At 68.9% G+C, this 16213-nt stretch carries 15 protein-coding genes; 6 read left to right on the forward strand and 9 right to left on the reverse strand.

The genetic code is table 11. The annotated features are described in order from the left end of the window. Window positions 1–140: 140 nt before the first annotated feature. Both G452_RS0115625 and selD read right to left on the reverse strand, forming a co-directional pair. Entirely contained in the window at window positions 141–554 is a 414-nt protein-coding gene (locus G452_RS0115625; protein WP_022663203.1) for a hypothetical protein, read from the reverse strand. Between the two features lie 5 nt (window positions 555–559). Then, window positions 560–1630, reverse strand: coding sequence for a selenide, water dikinase SelD (selD, locus tag G452_RS0115630; RefSeq protein ID WP_081650655.1), 1071 nt, complete (start codon window positions 1628–1630; stop codon window positions 560–562). Between the two features lie 190 nt (window positions 1631–1820). On the opposite strand from selD, the gene G452_RS0115635 reads away from it, so the two are divergent. Then, window positions 1821–2075, forward strand: a complete 255-nt coding sequence (locus tag G452_RS0115635) for a hypothetical protein (protein ID WP_022663205.1) — start codon at window positions 1821–1823, stop codon at window positions 2073–2075. Between the two features lie 61 nt (window positions 2076–2136). Further along, the gene (locus tag G452_RS0115640; RefSeq protein ID WP_022663206.1) at window positions 2137–2418 is read left to right on the forward strand and encodes a hypothetical protein; all 282 of its coding nucleotides are present in this window, start codon (window positions 2137–2139) and stop codon (window positions 2416–2418) included. 108 nt (window positions 2419–2526) lie between these two features. Here the strand turns inward: G452_RS0115640 and G452_RS0115645 are convergent, their stop codons facing one another. From G452_RS0115645 to G452_RS19925, 3 genes are all read right to left on the reverse strand, one after another. After that, window positions 2527–2727 carry a heavy-metal-associated domain-containing protein gene (locus G452_RS0115645; RefSeq protein WP_022663207.1) on the reverse strand — a complete coding sequence of 67 codons (201 nt, stop codon included), beginning with the start codon at window positions 2725–2727 and terminating at the stop codon, window positions 2527–2529. A 2-nt stretch (window positions 2728–2729) separates the two neighbouring features. After that, entirely contained in the window at window positions 2730–5261 is a 2532-nt protein-coding gene (locus G452_RS0115650) for a heavy metal translocating P-type ATPase (protein WP_051142086.1), read from the reverse strand. 552 nt (window positions 5262–5813) lie between these two features. Next, complete coding sequence (locus G452_RS19925; RefSeq protein WP_022663209.1) at window positions 5814–6212, reverse strand: hypothetical protein; 399 nt, start codon at window positions 6210–6212, stop codon at window positions 5814–5816. A 286-nt stretch (window positions 6213–6498) separates the two neighbouring features. Between G452_RS19925 and G452_RS0115660 the strand changes: the two genes are divergently transcribed. The 3 genes from G452_RS0115660 to G452_RS0115670 all read left to right on the forward strand — a co-directional run bounded on the left by G452_RS0115660 (window position 6499) and on the right by G452_RS0115670 (window position 10095). Beyond that, the gene (locus tag G452_RS0115660; protein WP_022663210.1) at window positions 6499–7344 is read left to right on the forward strand and encodes a sulfide/dihydroorotate dehydrogenase-like FAD/NAD-binding protein; all 846 of its coding nucleotides are present in this window, start codon (window positions 6499–6501) and stop codon (window positions 7342–7344) included. After that, window positions 7341–8768, forward strand: a complete 1428-nt coding sequence (gltA, locus tag G452_RS0115665; RefSeq protein WP_022663211.1) for an NADPH-dependent glutamate synthase — start codon at window positions 7341–7343, stop codon at window positions 8766–8768. Before G452_RS0115660 ends, gltA begins: the two co-directional genes overlap by 4 nt. 133 nt (window positions 8769–8901) lie before the next feature. Then, window positions 8902–10095, forward strand: coding sequence for a GGDEF domain-containing protein (locus tag G452_RS0115670; RefSeq protein ID WP_022663213.1), 1194 nt, complete (start codon window positions 8902–8904; stop codon window positions 10093–10095). Here G452_RS0115670 and G452_RS0115675 read toward each other — a convergent pair. After that, a complete protein-coding gene (locus G452_RS0115675; protein ID WP_022663214.1) occupies window positions 10092–11168 on the reverse strand; it encodes a glycosyltransferase in 1077 nt (358 codons plus the stop codon). The two genes, G452_RS0115670 and G452_RS0115675, sit on opposite strands and share 4 nt — an antisense overlap. Before the next feature lie 79 nt (window positions 11169–11247). Then, window positions 11248–12942: a glycosyltransferase family 4 protein gene (locus G452_RS0115680; RefSeq protein ID WP_022663215.1), complete on the reverse strand. Its 1695-nt coding sequence runs from the start codon at window positions 12940–12942 to the stop codon at window positions 11248–11250. 250 nt (window positions 12943–13192) lie between these two features. On the opposite strand from G452_RS0115680, the gene G452_RS19930 reads away from it, so the two are divergent. Then, window positions 13193–14662: a sensor domain-containing diguanylate cyclase gene (locus tag G452_RS19930; protein ID WP_022663216.1), complete on the forward strand. Its 1470-nt coding sequence runs from the start codon at window positions 13193–13195 to the stop codon at window positions 14660–14662. Between the two features lie 152 nt (window positions 14663–14814). Here the strand turns inward: G452_RS19930 and G452_RS20850 are convergent, their stop codons facing one another. After that, window positions 14815–15171, reverse strand: a complete 357-nt coding sequence (locus tag G452_RS20850; RefSeq protein ID WP_022663217.1) for a hypothetical protein — start codon at window positions 15169–15171, stop codon at window positions 14815–14817. A gap of 31 nt (window positions 15172–15202) precedes the next feature. Next, complete coding sequence (locus tag G452_RS0115695; RefSeq protein WP_022663218.1) at window positions 15203–16210, reverse strand: glycosyltransferase family protein; 1008 nt, start codon at window positions 16208–16210, stop codon at window positions 15203–15205. Window positions 16211–16213 lie beyond the last annotated feature (3 nt).

Here is a 16213-nt window from a genome sequence, read left to right on the forward strand (position 1 = left end):
CGATTAACGCGCCGTTATTTCGTTTCCCCTCCCCGCCGCGCGGAGCGCGAGCGGTAAAAGGGGTTCCCAGGGGCCGCGGGCCCCTGGGCCGCCGGAGGCATTCTTCTCTTCTCTTTTCTTCTCTTTTCTTCTCGTCTTTTCTATGGCCTTGCGTCCTCGCCCGTCCGTCCGCTCATGGGCGCGCGTCCGGCGGCCTGCCGGGCCAGCTCCCAGACGCGGAAATCGTACACGGCCCCGGCCAGGTCGCGCTCCGGCAGTTCCAGGCGTTCGGCCAATTCGCGCAGTTGTTCGGACTCGTAGTCGGGGTCGAAGATCGAATCGAGCATGCCGGACCCGGTGTTCATGGCCAGGGGCGGCGCGCTCACGAAGCCCGCGAAGTCGTCGCAGGCGGTATCGGGCCGGATGCCGTGCTTGAGGCAGAGCAGCTTGATGATCTGGCGGGCGTCCGGGTCGGGCTGCTGGGCCTGGGCCGGAGCGGGTGCGTGCAGGGAGGCGAGGAGCAGCGCCAGGGCGAGAAGGAGCGGGGCAAAGGTGCGGGAGCGGGTGTCGGTCATGGGGATTACTCATTGCGCGCCGGCAGCAGGGCGAGACGCGGCGCGTCCGGGTCGGCGAGGGGCCTTGCGCGTCCGATGACGTGGGCGGGTTCGCCCAGGTCCGCGAGCATGGCCCGGCAGTCGGCGAGCTTGTGCGGCGGCACGGCCAGGAGCAGGCCTCCGGACGACTGCGCGTCGAACACGAGGTCGCGCCGGATGGGGTCGATGTCCGGCGAGGCGGCGCAGCGCGGCAGGTAGAAGTTGCGGTTGCAGATGGACCCGGCGGGCAGGAGGCCCACGGCGGCGAGGTCCACGGCGTCGTCGAAAAAGGGAACCTGGTCGAGCCAGATCTCGGCGGCGCAGCCGCTGGCCTGGCAGAGTTCGAGCAGGTGGCCGCCCAGGCCGAACCCGGTCACGTCCGTGGCTCCGGTCAGGCCCAGTTCGCGGACCGCGCGGCCCGCGTTGGCGTTCAGGCGGCCGCACCACCGGATGAGGGTCTGCTCGAAGCGATCGGCCCCGTCCCAGTCGGCCTTGAGGGCCGTGGCGAGCACGCCGGTGCCCAGGGGCTTGGTCAGCACGAGCAGGTCGCCGGGCCGCAGGCCCCGGTTGGTGGCCATGCGTTTCGGATCGACGCTGCCGGAAACGGCCAGGCCGTACTTGACCTCGTCGTCCTCCACGCTGTGGCCTCCGGCGGGCACGGCTCCGGCTTCGAGCACGGCTTCCAGGCCGCCTTCGAGGATGGCGCGCAGGAGGGTGGTGGGCAGTTCCTTGACCGGGAAGCAGACGATGTTCATGGCCGAGAGCGGCTCCCCGCCCATGGCGTAGACGTCGGACAGGGCGTTGGCCGCGGCGATGCGTCCGAACCCGTGGGGATCGTTGACGATGGGCGTAAAGAAATCCACGGTCTGCACCAGGGCGCGTCCTTCCGGGAAGCGCAGCACCACCGCGTCTTCGTTGTCGCCCGCCTGTCCGGCGAGAATGCGCGGGTCAGGCGTACCGCCGCCCAGCCCGGCCAAGGTCCGCTCCAGAACCTCCGGAGCGATCTTGGCGGCTCAACCCGCGGATTTGGCGCGCTTGACCAGTTCGTACTCTGCCATGTCCGTTCCTGTTCCGTTTGTCGTTCATCGCCGTGCGGCGGCGTGCTTTTCTGGATAGCAGAGAAGGGCGCGCTTGCCCAGGCGCGGGCACGGTTGCGGCGCTGTTTTCGCGACGGCGGATCTTTCCGGCACGGCTCTTGTATTGATAGCAGCGAACGGGTGGGAAACCGTCAGCATCAGGAGATCGAAAGTGAAGAATCAATGCAGCAAGTGCAAGCATGACATCGACAATTGGGATTTCTACGTGGAGTCGCGCAGCGGCAAGATTTGCAGTTCCTGCCTCGTGGCCCAGGAAATGCCGAGCCAGGAGTACAAGTCGCTCTTCAAGCCGGGCAATGCCCAGCGGGAACAGGGAGTGCGGATCTCCACCCTGCGCGGCCTGGAAGAGCTGGGCCTGCGCGATTTGGAACAGGAACCGTTGTCCCTGGCCCGTTCCAACGGGTAGGGGCTCGGGGGCCGACGCATTGCGGCACGTTGCGAAGACCTGACAGCCGGAGGGAACCGAAATGTCCAGGCAATATTGCGATTTTTGCCATCAACCCATGGAAAGCATCGACTTTCATCTCAGCATCAAGGGCGGCTGCGTCTGTCCGGCCTGCGTGCCGCTGGTGCGCAGCGTGGGCTGGGAAGGGCGTCAAGAAAATGACTATGCCGACGTGGCCGGATATGGACCGGGCCTGCCCAGCCTGCCCGGAACGGACGAGGCCGTGCGGGCTCCGCTGCGCGTGTTTTCCCGCCACGCCTCGCGAGCCATGCCCCGGCCCGTGCTGCGGCCCATGTTTTCCTAGCGGCTCGGCGACCGCCTCGCGCCGTTGGGATGCGGCGCATGAAACCGCGCCCGGACTTCCTTACGGGAGGCCCGGACGCGGTTTTTGTCTTCTTTTGCGGGGCGCGGGCTAGTCCGCGACCTCGTATCCGGCCTTTTCGATGTTTTCCTTGACCTTGGCGTCGCTGTCCTTGGCCGAGGAATAGGTCACGCGGCCCGTGGCGAGGTCCACGGTGACGTTTTCCACGCCGTCCACGGTCTCCACTGCCTTGGTCACGGCGGCCTTGCAATGGCCGCAGCTCATGCCCTTTACGGTGATCTTCCTTTCCATGTTCACTTCTCCTGGCTGTTGAAGGCGCGCAGGCGCAGGGCGTTGGACACCACGGTCACGGAACTGAGCGCCATGGCTGTTCCGGCGATCATGGGATTCAGGCCCGGCCCGCCGAAGATGACGAGCAGCCCGGCTGCCACCGGGATGCCCAGGACGTTGAAGGCGAAAGCCCAAAAAAGGTTCTGGCGGATGTTGCGCATCACGGCGCGCGAGAGGCGCAGGGCCGTGAGCAGCCCGTTCAGTCCGCCGCGCAGCAGGACCACGTCTCCGGCCTCCACGGCGGAGTCGATGCCGGAGCCCATGGCGATGCCCACGTCCGCGCGGGCCAGGGCCGGGGCGTCGTTGACCCCGTCGCCGACCATGGCGATGCGCCCGTGTTGCTGAAGCTCGGCCACGGCGTCCGCCTTGCCGCCCGGCAGGATGCGCGCGCGGACCTCGTCGATGCCGAGCTGCGCGGCAATGGCCCGCGCCGCCGGTTCCGCGTCGCCCGTGAGCATGATCGTGCGCAGGCCCAGGCCGTGCACGCGGCGGACGACCTCGGCGCTTTCCTCGCGGGCCGTGTCGGCCAGGGCCAGAATCGCGGCCAGGGAGCCGTCCACGGCCAGGTGGAGCGCGGTCTTGCCCTGGGCGGCGAAGCCCTGGGCCGCCTGGTCCGCATCGTCCGGCACGGCCACCCCGTTTTCGTCCATCAGCTCGCGGTTGCCGAGCAGCACGGCGGCGGCTTCCCCGTCCTCGTCCACTTCGGCGCGCACGCCCCGGCCCGGAACGGAGTCGAAGGAGCGCAGCCCCGGCGCGGCCAGACCGCGATCCTTGACGGCGCGCAGGATGGCCAGGGCCAGGGGATGCTCGCTCTGGGACTCGGCGGCCCCGGCCAGGGCGATGGCGCGGTGTTCGGGGTCGCCCCCGGAGCCGAAGCCCGGCGCGGTCCAGAGGCCGTCCAGGGCGGGTTCGCCGCGCGTCAGGGTTCCGGTCTTGTCGAAGGCCAGGGTGCGGATTTCGCTCAGGGCCTGGAGCGCGCCGCCGCTCTTGACCAGCACGCCGAGCTGCGCGCCGCGTCCGGTGCCGACCATGATGGACATGGGCGTGGCCAGGCCCATGGCGCAGGGGCAGGCGATGACCATGACGGCCACGAAGATGCGCAGGGAAAAGGCGAAGTCGGCTCCGCCGAGGAAATACCAGGCCAGTCCCGCGGCCGTCGCCGTGGCCATGACCGCCGGAACGAAATAATAGCTGACCCGGTCCGCGAGGCTGGCGATGGGCGCCTTGGAGCCCTGGGCGCGGCGGACCATCTCCACGATGCGGGCCAGGGTGGTCTCGGAGCCGACGCGCTCGGCGCGCATGACCAGGCTGCCCGTGGTGTTCAGGGAACCGCCCGTGAGCGCGTCTCCGGCCTGCTTGGTCACGGGCAGGGGCTCGCCCGTGAGCATGGATTCGTCCACGCCGGAGCGGCCCTCCACGACCACGCCGTCCACGGGAATGCGCGCGCCGGGCCGGATGCGCACGAGGTCGCCGGGGCGCACTTCCTGGGCGGGAATCTCGCGTTCCTCGCCGTTTTCGACCAGGAGCGCGGTGTCCGGGGCGAGGTTCATCAGCGAGCGGATGGCCTCGGAGGTGCGCTGCTTGGAGCGGGCCTCGAAATACTTGCCCAGCGAGATCAGGGCGATGAGCACCGCCGCCGACTCGAAGTAGAGGTCCATGGCCTTGGCCTGGGGGTTGAATCCGTAGGCCGGGCCGAGGGCGATTTCCACGGTGTTCCAGAGCGAATAGAGAAAGGCCGCGCCCGTGCCCACGGCCACAAGGGAATCCATGTTCGGGCCGCCGCGCAGCAGCGCGGGCACGCCGCTGGTGTAGAAGAACCTGCCGGACCAGAGCACGGGCAGGGTCAGGGCCAGCTGGAGCAGGGCGAAATTCAGGGGGGCGTGCGCCGGGTCGAGCCCGGCGGGCAGAGGCAGGCCCCACATGTGGCCCATGCTGACCACGAGCAGGGGCAGGGCGAAGAGAAAGGCCGGGATGAGGCGGTTGCGGCGGCGGCGCAGGTCTTCGGCCGCTTCGCGGCGGCGCTCGTCGAAGCGTTCCTGTTCGGTCATGCCGCCCGCGCCGGAACCGGGCTGTTCGCGGCTCTCGTAGCCCGCGTCGCGGATGGCCTTTTGCAGCTCGGCCCGGCTGATCTGCGCGGGGTCGAAGGTGAAGCTGCCGGAATTGTCCGCAAGGCTGACCTCGGCTCCGGAAACGCCGGGCAGCTCGCGCACGGCGCGCTCCACGCGGGCCACGCAGGAAGCGCAGCTCATGCCCTGGATGTCCAGGCGAAGGTTTTCCTCGCCGGGCGCGCCCTGGGGCTCCGGGGCGGCGGGTTCGGGCAGGCGGACCTCGAAGCCCAGCCCGGCCACGGCGGATTCGATCTCCTCGCGGCTCAGGGATTCAGGGTCGTATTCCAGGCTCAGGGATTCGTCGGCGAGGCTGACGGAAACGGCGGAGACGCCGGACTTCTTGCCGAGCACGCGCTCGATGCGCGCGGCGCAGGCCCCGCAGTGCATGCCCTTGACCGGGGCGTTCACGCTCACGGCGGCCTTGCCGGGCTCCGGGCCTTGGGGCAGGGGAATCTCGCCCTTGGCCAGGGCCTCGGCTCCGGGCAGGGATTCCGCAGTGGGGCGCAGCTCCGGCAGAGCCTCGGCAGCCGCCTCCACCTTGCCCGCGAGCACGCGCTCCCGCTCCTCGGCGCGGGCGTCGGTGTCCGGTTCGCGTTCCGGCTGATCGTTTTCCGTCTTGTCGCTGGTCATGCTGCTGCGCTCCTCGCTTCGGGCCGCGTCCGGATCCTGTCCTGCCGGATGCGGCTCGTATCGATTAATGTAAGCATCGGGCGGAAAAATGCAAATGCTCCTTTCCGGTGCGCTTCTCCGCATTCGCAATAGGAATAATCATGAAATTGATTCCCATTGTCAATACTGAGGATGGAACGGTCGGGCGGATCGGGGGAGCGCCGAGCGAAGAGAGAGGGATCGGGATTCGTCTGCGGAGGGCGACGGGAAAAGAGGGCAGGAGGAACCGCGTGCAGGCGGCGAAAGGCGCTGAAAGGGTCCGGGCGCGGTTCAGGCCACGGCCAGCAGGTTGCGGCTCGTCTGGTTCGCGGTCGGGGAAAGGGCGTTCTGGTAGGCGCGCAGTCCGTTGCGGCGCTGGGGAGGAATTCGGGAGAGCGTTTCGGAAGCGGCGCTGCCGACCATTTCGTTGCGCAGGGAGGCGGTTTCCAGGGACTGGTCGAAGCCGGAACGCGCCGCGGAGCGAGCCTTGGGCGCGGGTTCGAGCTGGACGTCCTCGGCGGTGTAGGTCAGGCCGAAGCTGCCGAGCTGGAACCCGAAGGTGCGCGTGCGCACGCGGGCCTTGGCCGGGGCGTCCGACGCGGCGCGCGCGGCTTCTGTCGCCGCGGCCTGGGCGCTGCGGGCGTATTGCTGGGTGATCTGGGCGCTGCGGCCTGTGATGGCGGCTGTCATGCGTCCTGTCCTTCGGCTCCGGCGCGGTTTCGCGTGCCGGGGGAAACCAGCGGGCATAAAAAAAGCCCGACCCCAAACGGCCCGGCTGTCCTCGCGCCGTTGCGCGACCATCCCTGAAGGAAGCCCGGTGCGCCTCCGTTCCCTGGAGGCAGGGGACGAAACGTCCCCTTAGTCAATCTTTATACTCCTTCGGCATGGGCCTGGCAAGCCCCATGCTAACAGGGTTGCCAAGGGCCTTGCGAAAACGTAGATTCCCCTTCCCCCAATATTAAGCAGGAAGGCTTTGATGTACAAAATCGTGAATAAGCGGTCGCTCATTCCCGGACAGACCAGCATGCTCGTGATCGAGGCTCCCCAGGTGGCGCTCAAGGCCGAGCCGGGGAACTTCGTCATGCTCCGCGTGCACGAGCAGGGCGAGCGCATTCCCCTGACCATCGCGGACGCCGATCCCGAAGCCGGGACCATCACCCTTGTTTTTCTCGTCGTCGGCAAGACCACGGCCCACCTCGATTCCCTGGAGGAAGGCGACAGCCTCCAGGACGTCTGCGGCCCCCTGGGCAGGCCCACGGAAATCGAGAGCCGGGGCACCGTGGTCTGCGTGGGCGGCGGCACGGGCGTCGCGGCCATGCACCACATCGCCAAGGGACACGCCCGCGCCGGGAACCGGGTCATCGCCATCGTGGGCGCGCGCTCCGAGAGCCTGCTGCTCTTCTGCGACGAGCTGGCGGGCTTCTGCCCGGAGGTGCGCATCGCCACGGACGACGGCAGCCGGGGGCACAAGGGCTTCGTGACCCAGGTGCTCCAGCGGCTCATCGACGAGGGCGAGGAGATCGCCGAGGTCGTGGCCGTGGGTCCGGTGCCCATGATGCGCGCCGTGGCCGAACTGACCCGGCCTTACGGCATCAAGACCACGGTCAGCCTGAACTCGATCATGGTGGACGGGATCGGCATGTGCGGCGCGTGCCGGTGCAGCGTGGGCGGGGAAACCCGGTTCGCCTGCGTGGACGGCCCGGAATTCGACGGCCACGAGGTGGATTTCGACGAGCTTTGGCGTCGCCTGGGCCAGTTCCGCGAGCAGGAGGCCGTTTCCAGGGAACATTTCCATCAGTGCCGCTGCGGGGAGAGCAAATGACCCAGGAACAGAGCGCGAAAAAGGGAAGAAAGATTCAGCCCCGCGTGGCCATGCCCGAACAGCCCGCGCGCGAGCGGAGCGGCAACTTCGACGAGGTGGCCCTGGGCTACCGCCGCGAGGACGCCCTGGCCGAGACCGCACGCTGCATCCAGTGCAAGAACCCCAAGTGCCGCAAGGGCTGCCCCGTGGAGATCGACATCAAGGGCTTCATCGGGCGGCTCCAGCAGGACGACCTTTCCGGCGCGCACGAGATCATCCGGCAATACAATTCCCTGCCCGCGGTCTGCGGCCGGGTCTGCCCGCAGGAAAGCCAGTGCGAGGGCGCGTGCGTGCTCGCCGCCAAGGGCGAACCCGTGGCCATAGGCCGCCTGGAACGCTACGTGGCCGATACCTTTGCGGCGTCCGGAGCCTGCGAACAGCTCACGGGCACGCGCGAATGCACCCTGGACAGGCCCTTGCGCGTGGCCTGCGTGGGCGGCGGCCCCGCCGGGCTGAGCTGCGCCGGACACCTGGCCGCGCTCGGCGTCAAGGTCACGGTCTTCGAGGCCCTGCACGAGGTGGGCGGCGTGCTCGTCTACGGCATTCCCCGCTTCCGCCTGCCCAAGGCCGTGGTCCGGCGCGAGGTGGAAGCCATGCGCGCCCTGGGCGTGGAGTTCGTGACCAACTGGGTCGCGGGCCGCACCTTCCAGCTGCGCGAACTCATGGAGCAAGGCTTCGACGCGGTCTTCATCGGAGTGGGCGCGGGCCTGCCGCGCTTTTTGAACGTGCCGGGCGAGAACCTGCTCGGCGTGTACTCGGCCAACGAATATCTCACCCGCGTGAACCTGGGCCGGGCCTTCAGCTTTCCGGACCACGACACCCCGCCCCCGCACACGGGCCGGGTCGTGGTCGTGGGCGGCGGCAACGTGGCCATGGACGCCGCGCGCACGGCCCTGCGCCTGGGCGCGGACGAGGTCACGATCCTGTACCGCCGCACCGAGGCGGAGATGCCCGCGCGCGCCGAAGAGACGCACCACGCCCTGGAAGAGGGCGTGAAGCTGCGCTGCCTCTGCTCGCCCATCGCCTTCAACGGCGACGCGGACATGAAGCTGACCTCGGTCACGGCGCAGCTCATGGAGCTGGGAGCGCCGGACGAGTCGGGCCGCTGCCGCCCGGTCTGCGTGGAGGGCGCGAGCGAGGAAATCCCGGCGGACACGGCGGTCATCGCCGTGGGCACCCGGCCCAACCCCATCCTGCTGGAGGCCACTCCGGAACTGGAACTGAACAAGTGGGGCTACATCCAGGCCGATCCGGAAACCGGGGAAACCTCCATGCCGAACGTCTTTGCCGGTGGCGACATCGTCACGGGCGCGGCCACGGTCATCTCGGCCATGGGCGCGGGACGGCGCGCAGCCAAGACCATCGCCGAGCGCTTCCTGGGCTGAGGCGATCCTCCTTCCATATCGCGGCATGGGCCGGAGGGTGCGAAAGCGTCCTCCGGTTCATGGTCATGCGGACCGCCGGAACAGACATTCGCGGGCGGGCCGCGAACCGTTCCATCATGACAACAGGAAACGCATGCCTTTCGCATTGGATGTCCGGACCATCATTTTCCTGATCTTCTTGGGCGACGTCGTCTCGACCTTGCTGCTCTGGGCCTATGGGCGGGACCGGAAAAACGAATTGCCCTTTCGGGCCTTTATGGCGGGCAAGGCGTTGCAGGCCGTGGGCTGGCTGCTGATGGGCCTTCGGGGAGCCATCCCTGCCGAGCTGTCCATCGGCCTGGCCAACTTCTCGTTTTTCCTCGGATTCGCCCTGGCCGCCTTTGCCATGACCAGCATCGGCCGGGAGCGCCCGGAGCGGCTGCTGCGGTTTTACCTCGGCCTCGGCCTGGCCACGGGAATCGGCTTCCTGCTGATCCGCTTTCAGGACGTGAACGTGCGCATCGCCTATTCCATGTTCGTGGATTCCCTCTGCTTCACGCTGCCCGTGGCCGCGTATCTCGTGCTGGACCGATCCAAGACGCGGCTCGATTTCGTGCTTTCCGCACTGTACGGGTTTTCGAGCCTGGCCCTGTTCTTCCGGGGCGTTTTGGCTCTGCGCTTCCCTCAGGCCACCTTGATGGAATGGAATTCCTACCAGGCCTTTTCGCTCCTTCCCGCCTACCTGCTGCTGCTCGTGGGCAACGGAGGCTTTCTGCTGTTGATGAAGCAGGATTCCGACCGGGAACTGCTGCTCGCGGCCACGCATGACGGGCTGACGGGCCTGCTCAACCGCAAGACCTTTCTGGAGCGGGCCGAGGGCATGCTGGCCCTGTCCGCGCGGCAGGGCGAGGCCGTGTCCCTGTTCATGATCGACATCGACCACTTCAAGCGGGTCAACGACACCTTCGGCCACCAGGAGGGGGACCGGGTGCTGCTGGACTTCGCGGCCACGGTGGGCGGTGCGCTGCGGCGGTCCGACGTGTTCGGCCGCTACGGCGGGGAGGAGTTCGTGGTCTTTCTGCCGGGCACGGGGGAGGAGGAGGCGCGCCTTGCGGCCGAGCGGCTGCGCGCGGCGGTCGAGGCCCGCGAGCTGCGCTCCCGCAGCGGCAAGCCCCTGCGCTATACCGTGAGCGTGGGAATCTGCACCAGCCGTCCGGACGCGGCCTCGGACATGGAAGAGCTGCTCCGCCTGGGGGACAAGGCCCTCTACCGGGCCAAGGACCAGGGCCGCAACCGCGTGGCCCGGTGCGCCGCTTCCGGAACGGAGATTCCGGTTCCCGCTTCCTAATCCCTGTCCGGGCGCAGGGCGCGCAGCCGCGCGGTCATCATCCGGCCCACGCGGGCCGGGGAAAAGCGTTTCGTCACGGCCTGGGCGCGCAGGCGCATGTCCGGGTCCGTGCCGCGCAGGGCGCGGCGCATCTCGCGCTGGAGCGCGGCCAGGTCCGGTTCGGCCCAGAGCATTCCGGCCTGGAAATACGGCGGCAGCGCGGCCAGGTCCGTTTCCGTCACCGGGACGATCCGGAAGGGCAGGGGGCGGCTGTTGCGCTCGTCCATGAAGGTCATGTTGCCGGACCAGCCCGTGGCGATGACGCGGTTGCCCTCGGCCAGGGCTTCGGACAGCCCCAGTCCCCAGGCCTCGGCCCGGTGCGGGCTGACGTAGCAGCGGCAGAGCCGGTGCAGGGCGGCGATTTCGCCGTCCGTGAACTCGCCCTCCAGGGAAAGCACGCCGGGCAGGTGCGAGAGATCCAGGCTGTGGCGGTATTGCTTGACCACGAAGCCCACGCGCACGGAGCCGAAATCCGGGCCGCGGGGTTGGTCGGGCGATTGGCCCGAACCTTGGCCGGGATGCAGCTCGGCGCGCAGCCCGGCAAAGGCGCGCAGGGCCGCGAGGAGATTCTTGCGCCGGTTGGCCGCGTCCGCGATGGTGTAGAACCAGTAGGTGTCGTCCCTGTGGCCCAGAAGCGCGGCGACCCGCGCCAGGTCGGCCTCGGCGGGTTCGGTCCGTTCGACCGCGTGCGGAATCACGTGCACGTTTTGCACGCGGGGCGCGAAGATGTCGCGGCTGAACTCCGAACAGGTCCAGACCTCGTCCGCCAGTTGCAGCGGAGCGGCGAACGCCTCCGGCAGGGGCGCGGCCTCGAACACGCAATAGGCCGCCACGGGCGTTCCCGCAGGCAGGCCCTCCCGGCGCAGGCGCTCCAGGTGGCCCGGCAGAAAGGGCGGCTCGTCGTGGATCACGGCGACGTGGGCCTTTGCCGGATCGTCCACGAGCTCGTGCCCGGCTCCGGCAAGGGCCGCCATGTTCGCGCGCCCGGCCTGGGCGTGGCTGACGTATTCTCCGAGCTGGTAATAAACGCGCATCAGGCGCCCTCCGTGGTCCCTTCGCGGGGGTTTTCGCCCGTGCGGCGAGCCGCGTGCCGATTATTTCGCTGCGCGCGGCTCATTCCGTCTCCAGCAGGTCGTGCTTCACGGCCCAGAGCAGCAGGGCGCGGGCCTCTTCGGGCCCGGCGCAAAGCCCGGCGGCCAGCAGCCCCTCGGACAGCTCCGCAGCGGTCGCGGGCTTGCGGGCCATGAACAGCAGCCGCCGGATGCCTTCTTCCTCCACCAGTCCGGCAAGGCCCGGATAGATCAGGGGCGCGTCCTTGCGGCGGTAGGTGGCCTCGCCCGTGCGGCCCAGGCGCAGGCGCGTGCCGTCCGAAAGGTTGCGGCTGGCGTAGCCCGCGAAGACGCGCGCGAAGCCGACCTGCGAGGGATGCGGCGCGTGCGCGGCGCCCCGGTCCTGGCCGAAGCCCGGCGGAGCGGGCAGGGTCCAAAGCTCGTCCCAGAGCTCCAGGTAGCTCTCCATGACCGCCTGCCAGGTGTAGCAGCGCTCCACGCGGCTGCGGGCCGCCCCGCCCAGCCGCCCGCGCAGGGCCGGGTCCGCGTGCAGCCGCGCGATGGCCCCGGCCAGGGCCGGAATGTCCACGGCGGTGCGCTGGGCCAGGAGCAGGTGGTACTGGTTGTCGAAAAGCAGCGGAGCCATCAGGTCGAGCCGCTCGGAGCGGTCCGGTCCCAGGGTGGGCACGGTCAGCCCCGTTTCTTCCGGCAGCACGAGGTCGCGGTAGCCGTCGTAGTCCGAAACCACGGCGGGCAGCCCGGCCGCTGCCGCCTCCAGCACGGTCAGGCCGAAGGTTTCCTGCGGGTTGTCCGCGACGGAGAGAAACACGTCCGCCGCGCGGAAGAGCGCGAGTTTGCGGCGTTCGCCGGGCCGGGGAAAAATGCGCAGGTCCAGGCCGATGTTCCCGGCCAGCCGTTCCAGCGTGGCCGGAAAGGCGTCGTTTTCGTCCAGCCAGCCCGCCAGGACCAGCGTGGTGTTTTCCGGCCGGGGGCCGCTTGCCGGGTCCGCGTCCTGGAAGCAGCGCTGAAACGCGCGCAGCAGCGGCAGGAGGTCCATCTTGGAAAAGTGGGAGAGCCTGCCGAAGACGAGATGGACCGTGCGCTTTGGGTCCAGGTCCAGCTCGGCGCGCAGGGCCGCGCGCTGCTCCGGCGCGGCCGGGGTGATCGCGGCGGCGTCCACGCCCAGGGGCACGCGCCGCAGCGTGGGCTGGCCGAACTCGTCGCCCAGGCCGTAGCCCTCGCGCAGTTGGCGGAAATACGCCTCCACCGCGGCCCGGCCCGCGCGGGAGGTGCAGACCACGCAGTCGCGCGGGGACGCGCCCGGCCAGAGGTGCCGCAGGAAGGCCTCGGCGTAGCCCGCGTAGGACAGGGAATGGGTCACGCCCGTGATGGGGAACGCGGCGGGGCTGTGGGCGTTGCGCACGCGGGCCAGGGCGGGCTGGTAGGTGATGCAGTCGGACTGGTGGAAGCAGTGGTACGGCTCCCTGGCGAGCCGGGCCGGAAGCTCGCGCCGGTCCAGCACGCGGCATTTTTCCGCCGAGGCCGGAAACAGCTCCCGCAGCAGCTCGGCCTGGGAAGCGCGGTGCTCCTGGTCGCCCAGGAAGAAATGGTACTCGTCGAAGGGATCCGCCGCGAGCAGCGCGGCCAGAAATCCGGTGTTGGCCACCTTGCGGCCCAATACGGCCCCGGATTCCAGGAACGGGTCCAGGCTGCCCCAAATCCGGCGCACTGCGGCGCGCTTGCTCTGGCTGTTCGTCATGCTTCCAACAAATCCGTTTCAGCGCCGTTTGTCAAACGTTGTCGCCTTGATCGCCGCGGACATCGGGACGGACGCGGCGCGGCCGCGCGTGTTTCGGCAGTCCGCAATTTGACGCTGCGGCGCGCCCGCTCCCGCGGCTGCGGAGATATCCGCCGTTTCGCCGGAGAGTTGCGGAAGCGGATTCCATTGGCCTTCAATTTGCAACGAAGGAGTCGGGAAATATTTTCCTTGCGCTCAAGGAGGCGGAAAAATGAACCACGAAGGCAGACAGGAAACCATGTGGGGCCTGGGTCTGAACGACCCGGAAGCGGCCCGTATACAGGAAGCCGTGGGCGAGGGATTCGAGCTGCGCAACTATCCGGAGGGCCGCGCGCCCCTGGACGAGATCGCGCCCGAAGAGCAGCCCGGCACCACCTGGATCCCCTGGCGCATCTGGGAAAGCATTCCCGAGCAGGGCAAGGAAGCCTTTCGGGAGATGGAGCACACCCAGCGCATTCTCATCCAGGACGAGGACGACCGCGTCATGGAACTGGACGAGGTGCTGGAGGAGGGCTTTCTCACGGCCATCCGCGCGCCCCTGACCCGCGACAAGGTCCAGGACGCGCTCTTCCGGGCCAAGGAAGTCACCAGCCTCTACTCGGACATCTACCGCATGACCGAGGAGATCATCCTGGAGCGCGAGCTGCTCAAGCGCAAGACCGACCAGCTGCTCTTCCTGAACCGTTTCCTGACCAACGCCACGGGCAGTCTCGACCCGGCGGAAATCCTGGGCCAGGCCCTGGACGACCTGAACCTGCTCCTGCCCGTGAAGCTGCTCCAGGCCGCTTTCTGGCAGCGCAACGCCGAAACAGGGGAATCCGAGGTGGAACTGCTCCTGGACGCGCGCCTGGGCAAGGACATCGAGGCCAAGTGGATCGAATTTCTGCTCGACACCGCCCTGCGCAACGAGGGCGGCCCCATCGGAGGGTTCCAGGTCGAGCACATGGACACCAAGGGCGAGCCCCTGCCCCCGGAGGCCGGGCGCTCGGTGATCCTGCCCCTGGCCGGGCCGCAGGGCCAGTTCGGCTGCCTGGCGCTGCTGTGCGACCGCGAAATCCGGCTGGCCAAGGACCAGGTCCAGACCCTCAAGTCCGCCGTGCGGCACCTGGGGCTGGCCCTGAACAACGCCCGCCTCTACCGCGAGGTCAAGATCCGCGCGGACCGCGACGGTCTGACCAAGCTGCACAACCGCCAGACCTTCGACCGCCGCCTGGCCGTGGAACTCAAGCGCAGCCAGCGCTACGGCAATTCCCTGGCCCTGCTCATGGTCGATCTCGACCACTTCAAGCAGGTCAACGACACCCACGGCCACGCCGCGGGAGACATGGTCCTGCGCGAGGTGGGCGCGCTGCTCCAGGACTCCGTGCGCAGCTGCGACATCGCCGCGCGCTTCGGCGGCGAGGAGTTCGCCCTGCTCCTGCCCCACACCCACGAGGCCGACGCCTGGAAGCTGGCCGACCGCATCCGGCGGCGCATCGAGAAGCTGCGCTACAACTATGCGGGAAAGTCCCTGTCCATCACCGCCAGCATCGGGGTTTCCTCGCTTGCTCCCGGCTGCCTGGACAAGGAGAACGACCTGCTCCTGCGGGCGGACCAGGCCCTCTACCTGGCCAAGGCCAACGGCAGGAACACCGTGGCCACCTCGGCCCAGTGCGCGAACTCGCGGAGCCTGAGCAGCTAGGCGGGATTTGCACCCCTCGCGGCCGAAACCGGCAAAGGCGAGAAAAAAGGCCGCGTTCCGGTGCATGGAACGCGGCCTTTTCTTCGTGCGCCCACAGCGGGGAAAAAACCGCCGCGCCGCCGGAGAGGGCGTCCTCCCCGTTATCCTCCGTGCTAGAGCACCGCCTTGAGCACCTTGGCGATGGCGGGGTGCTCCACGCGCAGCCTGCGCTCCTGGAGCATCCTGTCGGCGGCGTCGTTCATGGCCTGCTCGAGCCAGGCTCTGGAGGCGGTGATCTTGCCAAGCCGGATCACGGCGGCGTCGCCGTCGCGCAGCAGTTCGTATTCCTCCACGACCAGAGTGGTCTCCTCGCTTTCGCCTTCCAGGAGCACGTCTACGAGCAGGCGGTGCGCCGAGGTGTCCAGGCGCAGGTTGGAGATCTTGCCGTAGCGGGAGAATTTTTCGTTCAGGGCCATGCGCAGGGCGGCGGAAAGGCCCATGTCCTTGATCTGTCTTAACTTCTCAAGCATGTGGTGCTCCTTGTGCTTGGTGTGGGAGGGGTCAGCCTTGGCGCAGGCCGTCCCAGATGTCGAGAATGTCGCGTTGCTGCGCCTCCAGGGAGTAGGCGTCGGCGGTGAGCCGGGCGTTGTGGAGCGCGGCGGCGTAGGCGGGGGTGCGGCCCTGCACCCAGGCCACGGCCTCTTCGAGCAGCAGGGCCGCGTCGAGCACGTCGAGGTCGGCGCACCAGAGGCCGTTGCCGCCCCAGGGCACGTCGCGCACGGGCCACCAGGGGGTGAAGCGCGGGTTTTGCTGGGCGGGGCGCATGTAGTCCCAGCCGCCGTAGCCGGAAAAGCCCACGCTGAGGCAGCCGCTGGCCATGGCTTCCAGGGGCGGCAGGGGGCAGCCCTCGGGAAAGCCCGTCATCAGGAAGACGTGCGAGCGGGCCAGGATCCGGGCCACGCCAAAGGCGTCCATGCCCTCGATGGGCGTCCAGCGGACTTCGGCCTCCGGGTTGCGGGAGTGGAAGATGTCCTGGATCTGGCGGGCCTGGGCCTTGTTCTTGCGGGGCATGTAGGCGATGCGCACCGGGCCGTCCGGCTTGGAGCCGGGCGTGGCGAAAAGCTCGCGGTCGATGCCGGGCCGGAGCACGGGCGCGTCGCGGCCCGTTGTCTCGCGCACGAAGTGGGCCACGGGTTCGGACACGGCCAGGAATTCCACGGGCAGCCGGCTCCAGGTGATGTTTTCCGGCAGAGAGGAGAAGAGGTAGGCCCAGTTCTGGACGTAGCTGACGCAGCGCGCGCCCGCTTCCAGGCCGGGGGCCAGGGCGTTGACCCAGCCCTCGGGCACGAGCCAGAGGTCGCCGGGCCGGAGCGCGAGATCCTTCCAGGCCAGCTCCGGGGCCGCGCCCTTGAGTCCGGAGGGCGTCCACTGGGCGGGCTCGCGCAGGACCAGGGCGGCCTCGTGCCCGGAGCCCGGCCCGACGGCGTGCAGGGTCGCGGCGATCTGCCGCAGCACGGTGATGCCGCCTGCGGCCTGCTTGACCGGCGGAAGGAAGATGTAGGTGCGCATGTA

This window comes from Paucidesulfovibrio longus DSM 6739 (assembly GCF_000420485.1).
GTDB classification, from domain to species: Bacteria; Desulfobacterota; Desulfovibrionia; order Desulfovibrionales; family Desulfovibrionaceae; genus Paucidesulfovibrio; species Paucidesulfovibrio longus.

What these genes read in the sequence shown, in the direction of transcription:
- G452_RS0115625 (WP_022663203.1), bottom strand. Translation starts at nt 554, where the DNA reads ATGACCGACACCCGCTCCCGCACCTTTGCCCCGCTCCTTCTCGCCCTG.
- G452_RS0115640 (WP_022663206.1), top strand. Translation starts at nt 2,137, where the DNA reads ATGTCCAGGCAATATTGCGATTTTTGCCATCAACCCATGGAAAGCATC.
- G452_RS0115645 (WP_022663207.1), bottom strand. Translation starts at nt 2,727, where the DNA reads ATGGAAAGGAAGATCACCGTAAAGGGCATGAGCTGCGGCCATTGCAAG.
- G452_RS0115650 (WP_051142086.1), bottom strand. Translation starts at nt 5,261, where the DNA reads ATGCACTGCGGGGCCTGCGCCGCGCGCATCGAGCGCGTGCTCGGCAAG.
- G452_RS19925 (WP_022663209.1), bottom strand. Translation starts at nt 6,212, where the DNA reads ATGACAGCCGCCATCACAGGCCGCAGCGCCCAGATCACCCAGCAATAC.
- G452_RS0115660 (WP_022663210.1), top strand. Translation starts at nt 6,499, where the DNA reads ATGTACAAAATCGTGAATAAGCGGTCGCTCATTCCCGGACAGACCAGC.
- gltA (WP_022663211.1), top strand. Translation starts at nt 7,341, where the DNA reads ATGACCCAGGAACAGAGCGCGAAAAAGGGAAGAAAGATTCAGCCCCGC.
- G452_RS0115670 (WP_022663213.1), top strand. Translation starts at nt 8,902, where the DNA reads ATGCCTTTCGCATTGGATGTCCGGACCATCATTTTCCTGATCTTCTTG.
- G452_RS0115675 (WP_022663214.1), bottom strand. Translation starts at nt 11,168, where the DNA reads ATGCGCGTTTATTACCAGCTCGGAGAATACGTCAGCCACGCCCAGGCC.
- G452_RS0115680 (WP_022663215.1), bottom strand. Translation starts at nt 12,942, where the DNA reads ATGACGAACAGCCAGAGCAAGCGCGCCGCAGTGCGCCGGATTTGGGGC.
- G452_RS19930 (WP_022663216.1), top strand. Translation starts at nt 13,193, where the DNA reads ATGAACCACGAAGGCAGACAGGAAACCATGTGGGGCCTGGGTCTGAAC.
- G452_RS20850 (WP_022663217.1), bottom strand. Translation starts at nt 15,171, where the DNA reads ATGCTTGAGAAGTTAAGACAGATCAAGGACATGGGCCTTTCCGCCGCC.
- G452_RS0115695 (WP_022663218.1), bottom strand. Translation starts at nt 16,210, where the DNA reads ATGCGCACCTACATCTTCCTTCCGCCGGTCAAGCAGGCCGCAGGCGGC.